Origin of the sequence: Massilia sp. PAMC28688 (assembly GCF_019443445.1) — a bacterium.
In the GTDB taxonomy this organism is placed as follows: Bacteria; Pseudomonadota; Gammaproteobacteria; order Burkholderiales; family Burkholderiaceae_D; genus Telluria_A.
The window spans coordinates 1,244,642-1,258,512 of record NZ_CP080378.1; the positions used below are offsets into that span (position 1 = coordinate 1,244,642).

15 protein-coding genes are annotated in these 13,871 nt (G+C 62.4%); 6 read left to right on the forward strand and 9 right to left on the reverse strand.

The genetic code is table 11. From position 1 onward, the window contains the following. Positions 1-94: 94 nt before the first annotated feature. The 4 genes from KY495_RS05510 to KY495_RS05525 all read right to left on the reverse strand — a co-directional run bounded on the left by KY495_RS05510 (position 95) and on the right by KY495_RS05525 (position 4,530). Positions 95-1,789, reverse strand: coding sequence for a hypothetical protein (locus KY495_RS05510; protein WP_219882723.1), 1,695 nt, complete (start codon positions 1,787-1,789; stop codon positions 95-97). 120 nt (positions 1,790-1,909) lie between these two features. Then, a complete protein-coding gene (locus KY495_RS05515; RefSeq protein ID WP_219882724.1) occupies positions 1,910-2,653 on the reverse strand; it encodes a MarC family protein in 744 nt (247 codons plus the stop codon). Next, complete coding sequence (locus tag KY495_RS05520) at positions 2,650-4,200, reverse strand: BCCT family transporter (protein ID WP_219882725.1); 1,551 nt, start codon at positions 4,198-4,200, stop codon at positions 2,650-2,652. Before KY495_RS05520 ends, KY495_RS05515 begins: the two co-directional genes overlap by 4 nt. Before the next feature lie 120 nt (positions 4,201-4,320). After that, on the reverse strand, positions 4,321-4,530 hold the full coding sequence (locus KY495_RS05525; protein WP_219882726.1) for a DUF2945 domain-containing protein: 210 nt from the start codon (positions 4,528-4,530) through the stop codon (positions 4,321-4,323). A 243-nt stretch (positions 4,531-4,773) separates the two neighbouring features. Between KY495_RS05525 and KY495_RS05530 the strand changes: the two genes are divergently transcribed. Together KY495_RS05530 and KY495_RS05535 are read left to right on the forward strand one after the other, a co-directional pair. After that, entirely contained in the window at positions 4,774-5,250 is a 477-nt protein-coding gene (locus KY495_RS05530; protein ID WP_219882727.1) for a hypothetical protein, read from the forward strand. Positions 5,251-5,785: 535 nt separating this feature from the next. Continuing rightward, positions 5,786-7,366 (forward strand): isocitrate lyase, encoded by a 1,581-nt coding sequence (locus tag KY495_RS05535; RefSeq protein ID WP_219882728.1) that lies wholly within the window; start codon positions 5,786-5,788, stop codon positions 7,364-7,366. A 111-nt stretch (positions 7,367-7,477) separates the two neighbouring features. On the opposite strand, the gene KY495_RS05540 is transcribed toward KY495_RS05535, so the two are convergent. Further along, positions 7,478-8,440: an MYG1 family protein gene (locus KY495_RS05540; RefSeq protein ID WP_219882729.1), complete on the reverse strand. Its 963-nt coding sequence runs from the start codon at positions 8,438-8,440 to the stop codon at positions 7,478-7,480. A gap of 159 nt (positions 8,441-8,599) precedes the next feature. Here KY495_RS05540 and KY495_RS05545 point away from each other — a divergent pair, with 159 nt between their 5' ends. Next, a complete protein-coding gene (locus KY495_RS05545) occupies positions 8,600-9,493 on the forward strand; it encodes a CAP domain-containing protein (protein ID WP_219882730.1) in 894 nt (297 codons plus the stop codon). Between the two features lie 162 nt (positions 9,494-9,655). On the opposite strand, the gene KY495_RS05550 is transcribed toward KY495_RS05545, so the two are convergent. The 3 genes from KY495_RS05550 to KY495_RS05560 all read right to left on the reverse strand — a co-directional run bounded on the left by KY495_RS05550 (position 9,656) and on the right by KY495_RS05560 (position 11,806). Further along, complete coding sequence (locus tag KY495_RS05550) at positions 9,656-9,991, reverse strand: hypothetical protein (RefSeq protein WP_219882731.1); 336 nt, start codon at positions 9,989-9,991, stop codon at positions 9,656-9,658. A gap of 283 nt (positions 9,992-10,274) precedes the next feature. Next, entirely contained in the window at positions 10,275-10,481 is a 207-nt protein-coding gene (locus tag KY495_RS05555; RefSeq protein WP_219882732.1) for a helix-turn-helix domain-containing protein, read from the reverse strand. 347 nt (positions 10,482-10,828) lie between these two features. Beyond that, positions 10,829-11,806, reverse strand: a complete 978-nt coding sequence (locus KY495_RS05560) for a MerR family transcriptional regulator (RefSeq protein ID WP_229518505.1) — start codon at positions 11,804-11,806, stop codon at positions 10,829-10,831. Between the two features lie 133 nt (positions 11,807-11,939). On the opposite strand from KY495_RS05560, the gene KY495_RS05565 reads away from it, so the two are divergent. From KY495_RS05565 to KY495_RS05575, 3 genes are read left to right on the forward strand one after another with little or no spacing between them, the layout of a single operon-like run. Further along, positions 11,940-12,395: a fasciclin domain-containing protein gene (locus KY495_RS05565; protein WP_219882733.1), complete on the forward strand. Its 456-nt coding sequence runs from the start codon at positions 11,940-11,942 to the stop codon at positions 12,393-12,395. 6 nt (positions 12,396-12,401) lie between these two features. Next, entirely contained in the window at positions 12,402-12,569 is a 168-nt protein-coding gene (locus tag KY495_RS05570) for a DUF2256 domain-containing protein (RefSeq protein ID WP_219882734.1), read from the forward strand. Continuing rightward, positions 12,562-13,260, forward strand: coding sequence for an SDR family NAD(P)-dependent oxidoreductase (locus tag KY495_RS05575; protein ID WP_219882735.1), 699 nt, complete (start codon positions 12,562-12,564; stop codon positions 13,258-13,260). The genes KY495_RS05570 and KY495_RS05575 overlap by 8 nt, the downstream gene beginning before the upstream one ends. A gap of 8 nt (positions 13,261-13,268) precedes the next feature. Here the strand turns inward: KY495_RS05575 and KY495_RS05580 are convergent, their stop codons facing one another. Continuing rightward, positions 13,269-13,805 (reverse strand): DUF2058 domain-containing protein, encoded by a 537-nt coding sequence (locus KY495_RS05580; RefSeq protein ID WP_219882736.1) that lies wholly within the window; start codon positions 13,803-13,805, stop codon positions 13,269-13,271. Positions 13,806-13,871 lie beyond the last annotated feature (66 nt).

Sequence of the window (13,871 nt, forward strand, 5' to 3'; positions counted from 1 at the left end):
ATAAGCAGTGCTGGCGCAAAGCTGATTAAAGGCAAAATCGCAATGCCTGGAAACTGTCGGGCATTCAAACGGCGCATAAGGAGGTTGCTCCCGCTCAAATGCCGAAGGCGCGCATGCCTGTTTCCACCAGCATGCTCAGGGGATTGGATTGCTGGGCCTCGCTGCGCCGGCGGCGAGGCACTTCCTCGTACAGAAAACAAGCCGCTTGGCCCGCAAAACAATCATGCAAAAGCGGCTGCGCGCCCCGCAGGTAGGCAAGAAATGGCTCGGCGCGCACCGTGCCGTAGCGGGCGTTGGCACTAAAACCCAGCGTTGCGTCCTGGCTGATCACACGCGTGGGGGCGGCAGATTCCATGCGTACGCCGCGGCAGCCCCTGACAACCAGCCGTACCGGGCCCTCGAAGACTAGGTAGCGCAGCTGCAGTGTGAGCCAGGCATGGAGCGTGCCGAGCCGCCAATGGCTGCGGATCACAGGACGCTGCCCCCTTGCGTGGACCATGCCGACCAGTGCCCGGGGATGCAGTACGAAGGCGGCGCCGGCGCCAATATCGACAATTGCCAGTTCGTCCAGGGGATCGCGCGTGGACGACAGGACCAGCTGCGAGCGCTGGCTGCTGCGCAGCAGTTTGAGCATCCACAACTGGGCGGCCATGCTGGTGAGCGCATGTCGCCAGTCAAACAGCACACGGGTTGTCACCTTCACCTCAAGTGGCTGGCTCTGGCAGTAGTCCGGGCGGCAAACCAGGTCCTCGTCCGGCGCCAGCACCAGCGCCAGCGACACGGCGGAGCCAAACGGGCGGTATGCGGGCGCCGCGCTGTGCGCGGCAATGATCACGGGAGGGCGGCGCGCCGCCAGGGGCGCCAGTACAAAATAGAACAGCGTACGCAGCGCCGCCGGCAGCAACCACCATGCCACCAGGATGGCCAGCGCCGTCGGCAGCACCGGCCGCGTAGCCTGATAGGCGCGCCAGACCAGATTGTGCGCTGCCAGCGCCTCGGCCTGCTGGATTTGCCGGTGCAGCAGCGCCACGGCCTCGGCGGACTGAGCCGGCGTGACCCGAAATGGCGACAGCGCCGCCGGCAGCGCCAGCCGTTCAAGCCGGGCACGCTGGGTACGATAAGCCTGGTAGGCCCTGGCATTGGCAGCGCGCAGCGAGCCGATGCGCGCTTGCAAGCGCGCTGCCTGGCGGTACGAGGGTGTGCCCGGCACGACGGCGAACCAGCCGGCCGCCGCGCGCAGCTGCTCCAGTTCCAGCGTGCTGCTGCGCAGTTGTCCATATACCTGCACATGCGCCTGGCGCAGCTGCTCCAGCCTGGCCTGGGCAGCCTGGCGGTTGCCCATCAGCTGGGCATGCATGCGCAGTTCGAGCAGGTGCGCCCTGAACTGGCGGCGCATTTCCAGTTCAACTCCCAGGAGCGCCTGGCGCCGCAGCTGTTCAGTCAGCGGTGCACCGACACCGAACACTGTCGTCGCCACCGACACGGGCTGCTGCCGGCGCTCGATCTGCTGCAGCTCCCGATCGAGCGTGGCGATGTGACTATCGAGGCGCTCAACCGTGGCACTGGCGAGCTGCCTTCCCTGCTGCGTGAGGACGCTGTCCAGACTGGCGTGCAAGACGTCCACATCCTGCTGCGCCGCACGCAGCGCGGGCAGCTGATTGATCAGCACCTGGCCCTGGCGCCACTGGTTGCTCACCCAGGAGCCGGAAGCGAGGATCAGCACAATGAGGGCAAACAGCAGCAGGTTGCGCCGCAACAGCCGCCCCAGACCGGCAAGCAGTTGGCTCATCGCACACCGCCGCTGCTCACTCGGCCACCGGCGACTGAGGCGGGGCCTGGGCCGGCAAGCGCGGCACATTGCACCCAGGCGCCAGGGCGGATCGGGCCGTTGGCCGAGGTGGCGCGCCGTCTAGACACGCGCCAGAGCTGCATGGTGAAACAGAAGGCTGGCCTGCATCGCGCCCGACCCGGTTGCAAGCGGCACCATTTCAAGCACTAGTTCACGCAAGCCATCCCAGACAATCTGCACGCCAAGGCACAGCAGAATGAAGGCGGTCAGGCGCAGGAACACCGCGGTACCGGCGTCGCCAATGAGGCGCAGGAAATGCTGACCATAACGAAACGCGAGGTACAACAGGACACCGATGAGGGCCAGCGCCAGCAAGGCCCCTCCCATCCGGGCCAGGGAAAACACAAGCTGGACGTCATGCAGGGCGACGCCGACCGTAATGGCAACGGAGATGGAGGCCGGGCCGCAACTGATTGGAAACGTAAGGGGATAGAAGGACTGCCGGTGGGCATGGTCTGGTGTGAATGCCTCTGCCAGGGCTGCGCGGCTGTCCGGTGTGGCCGGGTTCGCCCCGAGCAGGCGCCATGCAACGGAGGCGAGAAGCAGGCCCCCGCCGACGCGCACAATGGGCAGCGAAATGCCAAAAAAATCGAGGACATAGGAGCCCACCAGCATCGAGCCGGCCATCAGCCAGAACATATTGCGCGCAATGCGGCGCGCCAGCACGATGCGGGTGGCAAGCGACGCCCCATCGGTCATGCTCAGAAAAATGGGCGCCGTGGCGGCCGGATTAAGGATCGGCAGCATGGTGGCCAGGACAAACAAAAAACTCTTGGCCGCTGCCAGGATGAGCGCGATTGTCATGGCGGTGCGGCCGGCTTGGGTGCGGCCACGGGGTTTTCGGCCAGTTCGCGCAAGCGCCGGCGCAGTGCGCGTTCACGCTCCTGTTCTTCCAGCCAATCTTGCCGCACGGCGCGCCACAGTGCCGTGACCATCAGGATGATGACCAGCGCAAATGGCAGGCCAAACACAATGGTCGCGGTCTGCACCGCCTTGATGCCGCCGGCAAGCAACAGGCTGACCGCGATCCCGGACACCAGCAAACCCCAGATCACCTTGATGCGGGCGCGGGGATTTTGCTGGCCGCCCGTACTCATCATGCCCAGCACCAGCGTGGCCGAGTCACCCGAGGTGATGAAAAACACCAGCACCAGCATGGTTGCCACCACCGACATGACGGCGCCAAAAGGCAGCGCGTCGAACATGGTAAACAAGGCCGTGGAAACATCCAGTTTGACGGCCTCGGCAAGCGGCACGGCTTGCCAGATTTCCAGGTGCAAGGCCGTTCCTCCGAACACGGAAAACCAGATCATGCTGGCCAGGGTCGGTGCGAACACGGTGCCGAGGATAAATTCGCGAATGGTGCGTCCGCGCGACACGCGCGCGATGAACAGGCCGACAAAGGGAGACCAGGTAATCCACCATGCCCAATAGAAGACGGTCCAGTCGCCTACCCAGGCGCTTTCCCGGAAGGGCGTCGTGCGCAGGCTCATGCGCACAAATTCGCTGACATAAGCGCCCAGCGTGGTGGAAAACGTGTCGATGATCTTGATGGTGGGGCCGACAATGAAGATCGCGGCCATCAGCAGGAAGGCCAGGCCCAGGTTGATATTGGAGAGGATCTTGATGCCCCGTGTGACCCCGCTGACGGCGGAACCAATGAACAAGGCGGTGGTCACCCCGATGATGGCCAGCTGGGACGGGACCCCGATCGGCACGCCGAACACGGCGTTCAGACCGCTATTGATCTGGAGGGCGCCGATCCCCAGCGAAGCGGCGACACCGAATGCCGTTGCAATAATGGCCAGCACATTGATGGCGACCGACAATTTCGGTGCCCAGGTCCAGGGCAGTGATTCCGTGGCCGCGCTGACCAGTGCCGGTTTTCCTCGCCTGAAGGAGAAGAACGCAATGGCCAGCGCCACCACGCTGTAGACGGCCCAGGGATGCAAGCCCCAATGGAAAAAACTGTAGCGCATTGCCGCATTGGCAGCTTCCGACGTACGGGGGGCGATGCCCGGCGGCGGGGTGCCGTAATGCGAAATGGGTTCGGCCACGCCCCAGAACACGAGGCCAATCCCCATGCCGGCGGCAAACAGCATGGCGAACCAGCTGAGCAGCGAAAACTCGGGCTCCTCCTCTTCCGTTCCCAGCTTGAGATTGCCGTACCGGCTAAAGGCGAGCATGGCCGCGACAATGACCAGCCCAAGCACGGTCCACAGGTACAGCCAGCCGAAATTGGTGGTGATTTGTGCCAGCAGGCGCTCGAATGTGGACGCCAGCGAGGCCGGAGCGACAATACCCCAGGCGACAACGACAAGGATGACGCCTGCCGAGATAATCAACTGCATTGCTGGCCTCCGTGAAAAGTACACGCCCGCCGATGTGCTTCAGGCGCGGCAAGGACATCGCTTGCCAGATGCTGACTATAAGTCAGGCACAGCCACACCGATCACACTGCTGATTTGGCCTCACGCTTTTTTGAGGGCGCCGGGCTTGTGGGCCGCCTCCGCTCCCGTCTTGTCGCTCACGACCAGGTACTCGGGATTGTCAGGCGAGGCGGCCACGTGATGGCCTTTGATGTCGACCGGCGAGGTCAGCTTTTTCTTGACTGTTCCGTGGACGATTCCTTGCGACGAGTGCCATTGCACCTTATCGCCAACCTCGAATGTGTCGCTCATGCTGGTCCTTTCAGAAAGTGAGGGGCGCGCCCTGGCGTTGCAAGCTGCAGGGTGGCGCTTTCAATTTGATCACAAAACGCGAGCATGGCCTGCACGGTAGTTGCCCCCGAATTATCCGTTTAACAACAAATTCATGGCAAAAAAAAGAAATGGATTTACTAATAGTTGATTCGATTCATATACTGATTCTTGGTACCAACAACAATTAACCGGGGAATCCGGTAACCCAACCAGGAATGTTCAATGAAAATGACTAACTACGTTCGCGCGATCAGCCTCACTGCCCTGTGCGCTGCCGTGACAACCCTGAGTGGCTGCGCGTCGATCGTCAGCGGCACCACCCAGGTCGTGTCTGTCGAAACGCTGGCCCACGGCGCCCGCGTTGACGGAGCCACCTGCACCCTCACCAATGACAAGGGTGTGTATTTTGTAACGACACCGGGCACCGTCAGTGTGCGCCGCGCATACGGCGACATGAACATCAAGTGCGAAAAAGCGGGCGTCCCCACTGGCCTTGCCTCATTCAAGTCAACCACCAAAGGCATGGTCGCCGGCAATATCCTGTTTGGCGGCGTGATTGGCGCGGGCGTGGACGTCGCTTCCGGCGCAGCATATGACTATCCCGTCCTGTTTCAGGTCATGATGAACGAAACGGTTGACAACGCTTTGCAGCCTCAGCCAGCAGGCACCTCGCCAGTTGTCACCGGCGCGATGAAATAAGGCCACTGAGCCCCACAGACGCCACCTTCGGGTGGCGTTTTTGCTGGAGGGACGCAAGAGCGCTTTCCATCACGCCGCACTCTACCGCGCGGCCCCAGGCTCAGGCATGCCGCCATCCGGCATCCCCGCGGGTCATTTCGTTGCCCCTGATCAACCCCTCGCACGAGAACCCCTTCATCATCGCCATGCCGCCCTGCCGGAATGCAGCGGGCGCGCCAACGGCGCCATGTTCGCCACGCTTTTCCTGAATTTGAAAAATCGTTCCGCAATGTGAAAAGCGCCCACTGCGCGCGACGATTGCCTACGCCAGAAAGTGAAACAATATTTCGTATCGCGAAATCGCAATTCTAGGTGATTGATTCTAAACTGCTTAATTTTGGTTATATGTCTTATATAAGACTCGATTAGTCAGCAGAAAAGGACTATCATTTCTCCAGGCAGTTTTGTTTTGCTTCGGCGCCCGGAGCGCGGCGCGAACAGCCCAGCGACACCAGACACTTTTTTCGATCTTACTTTCATTACCTGGGGAATCCACATGTCACAGTACCAAGACGATATCCAAGCCATCGCTGCACTCAAGGACAAAGAAGGCAGCGCATGGAACGCGATCAATCCTGAGTCCGCCGCTCGCATGCGCGCCCAGAACCGCTTCAAGACCGGCCTGGACATCGCACGCTACACAGCCAAGATCATGCGTGACGACATGGCCGCCTACGATGCCGACTCCTCCAAGTACACCCAGTCGCTGGGTTGCTGGCACGGTTTCATTGGCCAGCAAAAAATGATTTCGATCAAAAAGCACTTCAACAGCACTGATCGCCGCTACCTGTACCTGTCGGGCTGGATGATTGCCGCCTTGCGCTCGGAGTTTGGCCCCCTGCCCGACCAGTCGATGCACGAAAAGACTGCCGTGGCCGACCTGATCCGTGAACTGTACACCTTCCTGCGCCAGGCTGACGCCCGTGAACTGGGCGGCCTGTTCCGTCAGCTCGACAGTGCAGAAGGCGCAGCCAAGCAAGCCATTCAGGACCAGATCGACAACCACATCACGCACGTGGTGCCCATCATTGCCGACATCGACGCCGGTTTCGGCAACGCCGAAGCGACCTACCTGATGGCCAAGCAGATGATCGAAGCCGGTGCCTGCTGCATCCAGATTGAAAACCAGGTATCGGACGAAAAGCAGTGCGGCCACCAGGACGGCAAGGTCACGGTACCGCACGAAGACTTCCTGGCCAAGATTCGCGCCGTGCGCTACGCCTTTTTGGAACTGGGCGTGGACAATGGCCTCATCGTGGCCCGTACCGATTCGCTCGGCGCCGGCCTGACCAAGCAGATCGCCGTCACCCGTGAGCCGGGCGACCTGGGCGACCAGTACAATTCCTTCCTGGACGTGGAAGAAGTCTCGACCGAATCGATGAACAATGGCGACGTCGTCATCAAGCGCGACGGCAAGCTGCTGCGCCCCAAGCGCCTGCCGAGCAACCTGTTCCAGTTCCGCGCCGGCACCGGCGAAGCACGCTGCGTCCTCGACTGCATCACCTCGCTGCAAAACGGTGCCGACCTGCTGTGGATTGAAACCGAGAAACCGCATATCGCCCAGATCGGCGGCATGGTCAGCGAAATCCGCAAGGTCATTCCAAACGCCAAGCTGGTGTACAACAACAGCCCGTCGTTCAACTGGACCCTGAACTTCCGCCAGCAGGCGTATGACGCCATGAAGGAAGCAGGCAAGGATGTCTCTGCCTACGACCGCGCCAAGCTGATGAGCGTTGAGTATGACGACAGCGAACTGGCAAAGGCTGCCGATGAAAAGATCCGCACCTTCCAGGCCGACGCTGCCCGCGAAGCCGGCATCTTCCATCACCTGATCACGCTGCCGACCTACCACACGGCCGCCCTGTCGACCGACAACCTGGCCAAGGAATACTTTGGCGACCAGGGCATGCTGGGCTATGTGGCCGGCGTTCAGCGCAAGGAAATCCGCCAGGGTATCGCTTGCGTCAAGCACCAGAACATGTCCGGTTCGGACATTGGCGACGACCACAAGGAATACTTCAGCGGCGAAGCGGCACTGAAGGCATCGGGCAAGCACAACACGATGAATCAGTTCTGATTTTCCTGCACACGCATGCCATGCCGCCTTCGGGCGGCATTTTTTTTGCGCGTTCAGCCGCGCACCGGCCTTGCGTGCAGCGCCGGCCCGGCCTGTGCACGCACGCAGGCGCTATGCCGCCTCGCCGCTCGCCATTTCCACTTCGCGCAGCGCCAGGGCGGCCATCACGCGCGCACCCTCGTAGGATTTGGCGGCGGCAATGAAGCGGCCATTGTGGCAAAACACCGCGTCGGGCACCCCGGTCACTGCCGCCAGCTGTTCATCGCGCAAGCCGGCCCAGGATTGCGGCAAGTCCGCGCGGGCGGTAAAACTGTCGGCACTGACCGGCACGGTGTGCAGCATGTAGCGCTGCTCGGCCAGGCTGTGGCTGAGCACGAACAGGACTTTCGGCATTTCCTTGCGCACCACCTGCGACCACGGCAGCGCACTATTGGGCAGCAGCAGCAAGCGTCCGTCTTCGATTGCTTCGGCCGCGCGCACCTGCTCCAGCGCCAGCATGGCACCCACGCGATAGCGCACGGCATTGACCATGACATCGGTGAGCACGGCCATGGCGCGCTTGAACTGGTCGAGCCGGAAGCTGTCGGCCGCGTCGCCATAGCCGAGCCGCTGTTCATCAAGCCAGTTGGGATTGAAACCGGAGACCACCGCCGACAGGCCATAGCCGCCCGGCGCGCTCTTGGCCGCCCCCACATCGGACAAGTCCAGGTATTGCACCACGTCGGCGTCGATGGCCTGGGCCAGTTCGCGCGCGCTGTCCGGCGACAGCTGGTGCCCGCTGTGGAGCTCGGCCAGCACGCTCACGCAGCGCGCGCCGTATTCGCGCCAGACCAGGCCGGCGCTGGCATACGGCACCCCGCTGGCGCGGGCTGCGCTGAAGCCTTTCTGGTGATGGTCGAAGCGCCCGCTGGCCGGGTCCCAGATGCCACCCACATCGATGGCAAAATCGGCGCCCTCGATAATGGCACTGTCGCGCGTGCGGACAATATCGCTGTCCGGGAACAGCACCTTGAGTACCGCGACCGCCCACGCGTCGTCGGCGTGGAACTTGCCACCATGGGTTGCAATAAGCATATCTGATCCAATCTCTCTCTGCGGGCTGCGGCATCGCCCCGTGCGGCCCCGCCCGGCTGCCATGATACTTGCTTGGGCGCGGAACACCGCATTGACGTGTGCGCCAGTGCCGGGACGGGGTATGCTTGACGCAAGCCGGTTCGCACGCCGGTTATAGTCATGAACAAAGGAGCAAGCTTGGGCAAGAACTGTTTCCGCCGGGCCGGTAGCCGGGCAATCCTGGCGCTGGCCGGCGCCTGCGCGGCTGCGGCGGCACGCCCGGCGCCGGCCACCGAGCTGGTGTCGTTGCTGAACCAGTTCCGCGCCAGTCCCGCCAGCTGTGGCAGCCAGCCCATGCCTGCTGTGGGCACCCTGTCTCCCCACCCTGCCCTGGCCGCCGTGCACATCGGCAGCGGCACTTTGCTCACGCATGCACTGGAGCGCCAGGGTTACGCCGCCGAGCATGTCGAAGCCATGTTCGTCACCGGTCCGCAGGACGCCGGAGCGGTCATGGAGGCTCTGGTGCGCGCCTATTGCCCGGCCATCCGCTCGGAGCGTTTCAGCGCGGTCGGGGTATCACGCACCGGCAACGCCTGGCAGGTCGTGCTTGCCCAACCGGCGCCGCCGCGCCCGCCACCAGTGGTCCTGCCGCCACTGTCCGAGACGGGCGCGGCCACGGTGGAAGCGGTCAACCGCGCACGCGCCAGTGCCCGCACGTGCGGCAGTACCAGGTTTGCGCCGGCACCGCCGGTGGCCCTGAGTCCGCAGCTGGCCGACGCTGCCATGGCGCACAGCCGCGACATGGCAGCGCAGAATTATTTTTCGCACAGGGGGAAAAATGGCAGCGATGTGGGCAGGCGCGCTGCCGCGGTCGGCTATGCCTGGCGGGACATTGGGGAAAACATTGCCTACGGTCAGCGCAGCGTCGAGGAAGTCATGACGGGCTGGCTCGCCAGTCCCGGGCACTGCGCCAACATCATGCAGGCGCGCTTTACCCAGGTGGGGATGGGCTACGCGGTAGAACCGCAGAGCGGCCGCGTGTATTGGACCCAAGTGCTGGGCACGCCGCGCTGAGGCCAGGCGCCGGCTTGCTCAGGCAACAGGTGCACAAACTATGAGGCCGTTCCCGCGGCAGTCATCATTTGTCCCAACGCGGCCATAAACAGATCAGTGCGAGCAGCCAGCCAAGGTGTCGCCCCGCCCAGCGCCAGAACAATAATGCACTGCCGCAGCGGCTCAGGTAACAATGTGGCCCTTTAGCAACTCCCAGAAATGGGCTGCTCCGACTATCACGCCACAAAAAAATACGATCATGAAAAATGCGTAAAGCATCCGAAAAACGGAAATTCGCTTCCCCGCAGTCTTCTGTTCGACAAAACGAGCGGCTCGGTTATACCACAAGCCGTATGCAATAAGTTCACCAACCAGATGCAGCGGCACTGCCAGCACCAGCAGCCATAACCATTGCGTCGCGGTGGCCGGCAATTCGCCACCGCCCAGCCCGAGCCAAAGCAGGACCAGAAATACCGACAACGCTACATAGAGCGCCAGAAGCTTTAATACACTATGCATATCGGGTGATGTCCTTGTTTGGGAGTCATTGTCGGTCCATTGCCACTGTAAGCCAGCCGTCGAAACCAGCAGATCGCCTCAATCCTGCTGGGCGTGGCGCTCACTTCGGCGGGTGCTACCTCATTGAACGACGACCTCCGGGTGCGGATGGCAGGCGTTTAAACGGCTCCGCGTTCGCCTTGTTGCTCTGATGACCCGAACAAGCCTTGTTAGGCTTCTCAACTTGGCGGCATTGCTTCCAGTGCACGCGCCGCGGCCAGCACACCACCCAGAATCTTCTCCGCTACTGCAGAGCCGAGCACCAGCTGAGCAGCTGCTTGACGCTGAGTTCCTCGGGATGGTTCTCCAGATGCGAAAGGCGATTCCGGCTGACCCCGACATAGCCTGCCAGAGTAGCTTGTGTGATTTTGTGCCGTTTGCGCGTGGTCTTAAGGAGCTGCCCAAGATGGGACGCGGTGGCGAGGGTATGGCAGCTAGGTGCGAAGGACATAGGAAAATCTGCTATTCGGATATATCAATATTATCTGAATAAGCGATATGTCAATATATCCTAATATCAGATAAATTTGGTTCAGCGTTCTCTGACGCACCAGCCTCCCCTTTACAAAAAAAGCCAGAGGGAAAAGTCACCCGCACTAAGCAATTTCTGCCATGTTGCTTCAGTTGCTGGATCGCTAAACAGTGAAGAGTTCTCTCACGAACTGAGCGAGCATTTGCAGCTCATTGTTAGTGATTTTCGCTTTCCAGCGTAACGAAGTCGCAGAGCCAGTGCATCTCGTTCGAGTGGCTCTCCAGCAACCAGCTATTCCGCCCGACTTCGTTCAGGGTCGTTCGACATTAATCCCGCTCATCAGCCGCCGCTCTCACAGGCAGGTTTTCCGCCTGCACCAGGCGCGCCATGGCTCCTTCCAGCATGGTCCTGGCCAGCCCCGCTGCATGGCCCAGCTCGCGGTGCAGGCTGGCATCGTCGTCATTGCGTGCGGCGCACTGGGCGCTGTAGCGCTCGAAACTGCCTACCATCATCAGGATTTCGGCCAGATGGCGCGGACACTCGCATTCCACGCCATTGCGCGCCGTCGTCAAGGTGGCCAGCTCGGCCTCGTCATAGCGCGGAGGCGCCACCTGCTGCACGGGCCGTTCCGGCAAGGCCAGCTTGTTGCCGGCCAGCGCTGCCCGGCACAGCAGCACCAATTCGCCCGGTTCAGCCGGCACGCGCGCTACCAGGAACCCCTGGGCGCGCATGGAGCGGATGGTGGCGCTGGAACAGAAGCGGTACAGCACCACCACCGCCTGCACGCCCACGCTGTCGCGCGCGGCCACCAGCAGCGGCAAGGCCTGGTCGTCGGGTTCTGACATTTCAATGAGCAGCACGTCGGACAAGACGCCCGCCAACTGCCGGGGCACCTGTTCAAGGCCGGGACAACTGCGCTGCACATACAGGTCAAGTCCATCGCGCCCCGCGGCCGCGATCCGCCGGGCCAGCCCCTCGCCGACCACTGCCAGCCGGATCGGCCCGCTCTGCATTGTTTGCGCGGCGCCAGCGCCCAGGGCCATCGCTTCCAGCTGCTCGGATGACAGGCCGGCCAGCATGCCGATCGGGTGCCCATTGTCGACCAGCTGCTTGAGCATGCCCAGGCGCCGCACCTGGGGCGCCGAGTACAGGCGCTGGCCATGCTCGGAGCGCTCGGTATCACACACGCCGTAGCGGCGCTCCCACACGCGCAGGGTTTCCACGCTCAGGCCGGCCAGGCGGGCAGCGACACCGCTCCGATAACTGGGTCCGGCAACATCTTTAACCTCGGAAATTTTCATCATAATTGAACCGCTATTGAACCACTAAAAGCACATAATACCGCGAACACCCGTGGACACGCTGCTTTTTAACCGATAAATTCACTGCTCCGACGGTTCAATAACGGTACATCAGCTACCTTTCAAGGAGAACACCATGAAAAAATTTCTGGCAGCAGCAGCACTGACAATGAGCTTTGGCGCGGCCCAGGCCGCCGATATCGTCGACACGGCCAAGTCGGCCGGTTCCTTTACTACCCTGGTCGCCGCCGTGGAAGCGGCCGGCCTGGTCGATACCCTCAAGGGTCCGGGACCATTTACCGTATTCGCCCCGACCGATGAAGCGTTTGCCAAGATCCCGAAAGCCAAGCTTGACGCCCTGCTCAAGGACAAGGCAGCGCTGACCAAGGTGCTGACCTATCACGTGGTGCCCGGCAAGGTCATGGCGGCTGACGTCAAGCCCGGCGCCGTCAAATCGGTGGAAGGCAGCTCGCTGACGGTCAAGGCGAAAAACGGCAAGGTGATGCTGGACAAGGCCAATGTCATCAAGACCGACATTGCCGCCGACAACGGTGTCATCCACGTCATCGATGCGGTGGTCATGCCCAAGTAATCACGCATGAAGATGCGCAAAAAGGCCGACTTGCCGTGCAAGAACTGCACCGTATGCGGCCTGCCCTTCAGCTGGCGCAGGAAATGGCAGCGCGACTGGGACCAGGTCAAATACTGTTCCGAGCGCTGCCGCCGCGCCAGCCCCGCCTGCCTGCCGAGCACCCAGCATGCTTGACAGCCTGCCCGACCAGTTCCACGCCCTCGTGACCGGCGCCTCCGGTGCGCTTGGCCAGGCCTTTATCCAGCATCTGGCGCAAGATCCGCGCTGCGCGTCGGTGCAGGGGCTGCACCGCCAGTCCCATCCTGCCCTCGATTTTGCCGACGAAGACGGCATTGCCGGCGCGGCGCGCCAGCTCGCGGCCGGCCCTCCTCTGCACCTGATCATCAATGCCGCCGGGCTGTTGCACCGCGCCGACTTCATGCCCGAAAAGCGCCTGGACGACATGCATTACGCCCAGCTGCGCGCCACGTTTGAAGCCAACACCTTCGGTCCGGCCCTGCTGCTGCGCCACTTCACGCCACTGCTGGCCGACGGGCGCGCCATCATGGCCATGCTCTCGGCCCGGGTGGGCAGTATCGGCGACAACCGGCTGGGCGGCTGGTATAGCTACCGCGCCTCCAAGGCCGCGCTCAATATGCTGGTCAAAACGGCTGCCATCGAGGTGGCCCGCAGCAAGCCGGCCAGCATCCTGGTGGCGCTGCATCCCGGCACCGTGGCCTCACCCCTGTCGCAACCGTTTCGCAGTGCCGGCCGTGCGCGCCCGGCGCACGACGCCGCGCGCGACATGCTGCAGGTGCTCGACACGCTGCAGCCACAGGACTCCGGTTCGTTTCGCGCCTACGACGGCAGCTGCCTGCCCTGGTAGCGCGTGGCTTACCACATCAGGTCGTCAGGAATCTGGAAAGCGGCGTAGGGATCGTCTTCCTCCACCACCGTGCTTTTCTTGTTGACGCGCACCACCAGCGAAGGATCGCGCTCGGCAATCTTGTCGGCGATTACGCGCGGCACCAGCTCGGTGCTGCCGCCCTGGCACACAATGACGAGGCGCCCCGCCACCAGGTGGCCCTGCACCGCGGGCGATACGTAGATGCGCTCGATTTTGCTCGCGTGCGTGAAATTATAGGCAACGTCGCCCTTGCCCTTGTCCTGGCGATTATTCTTTACCAGCTGGGCAATCTGCGCCTCGATCGCCTTCTGGCGTGCCGCCGCATCGCGCTGGGCATTGAATTCGCGCGCGCGTTCGGCGTTCTGGCGCTGCAGCTCCAGCGCCGCCTGGCGCGTTTCGTCCACACTGAGGGTGCCGGTGCGACGCTCCACCTTCTTTTGCTTGATCTTGTCGTGATTGGCTTGCTTGACCTTGTTCTTGTCGACCAGGCCGGCTTTGAGCAATTGCTCCTGCAGGGAGACCATGATAACTACTCCGTAAGTGGCTCGCGCCAGTGGAAAACCGCCAGCATAGCAAATCCGCGCGGCTTT

Excerpts from the sequence above, each read along its gene's own strand:
- KY495_RS05510 (WP_219882723.1), bottom strand. The coding sequence starts at position 1,789 with ATGAGCCAACTGCTTGCCGGTCTGGGGCGGCTGTTGCGGCGCAACCTG.
- KY495_RS05515 (WP_219882724.1), bottom strand. The coding sequence starts at position 2,653 with ATGACAATCGCGCTCATCCTGGCAGCGGCCAAGAGTTTTTTGTTTGTC.
- KY495_RS05520 (WP_219882725.1), bottom strand. The coding sequence starts at position 4,200 with ATGCAGTTGATTATCTCGGCAGGCGTCATCCTTGTCGTTGTCGCCTGG.
- KY495_RS05525 (WP_219882726.1), bottom strand. The coding sequence starts at position 4,530 with ATGAGCGACACATTCGAGGTTGGCGATAAGGTGCAATGGCACTCGTCG.
- KY495_RS05530 (WP_219882727.1), top strand. The coding sequence starts at position 4,774 with ATGAAAATGACTAACTACGTTCGCGCGATCAGCCTCACTGCCCTGTGC.
- KY495_RS05535 (WP_219882728.1), top strand. The coding sequence starts at position 5,786 with ATGTCACAGTACCAAGACGATATCCAAGCCATCGCTGCACTCAAGGAC.
- KY495_RS05540 (WP_219882729.1), bottom strand. The coding sequence starts at position 8,440 with ATGCTTATTGCAACCCATGGTGGCAAGTTCCACGCCGACGACGCGTGG.
- KY495_RS05545 (WP_219882730.1), top strand. The coding sequence starts at position 8,600 with ATGAACAAAGGAGCAAGCTTGGGCAAGAACTGTTTCCGCCGGGCCGGT.
- KY495_RS05550 (WP_219882731.1), bottom strand. The coding sequence starts at position 9,991 with ATGCATAGTGTATTAAAGCTTCTGGCGCTCTATGTAGCGTTGTCGGTA.
- KY495_RS05555 (WP_219882732.1), bottom strand. The coding sequence starts at position 10,481 with ATGTCCTTCGCACCTAGCTGCCATACCCTCGCCACCGCGTCCCATCTT.
- KY495_RS05560 (WP_229518505.1), bottom strand. The coding sequence starts at position 11,806 with ATGATGAAAATTTCCGAGGTTAAAGATGTTGCCGGACCCAGTTATCGG.
- KY495_RS05565 (WP_219882733.1), top strand. The coding sequence starts at position 11,940 with ATGAAAAAATTTCTGGCAGCAGCAGCACTGACAATGAGCTTTGGCGCG.
- KY495_RS05570 (WP_219882734.1), top strand. The coding sequence starts at position 12,402 with ATGAAGATGCGCAAAAAGGCCGACTTGCCGTGCAAGAACTGCACCGTA.
- KY495_RS05575 (WP_219882735.1), top strand. The coding sequence starts at position 12,562 with ATGCTTGACAGCCTGCCCGACCAGTTCCACGCCCTCGTGACCGGCGCC.
- KY495_RS05580 (WP_219882736.1), bottom strand. The coding sequence starts at position 13,805 with ATGGTCTCCCTGCAGGAGCAATTGCTCAAAGCCGGCCTGGTCGACAAG.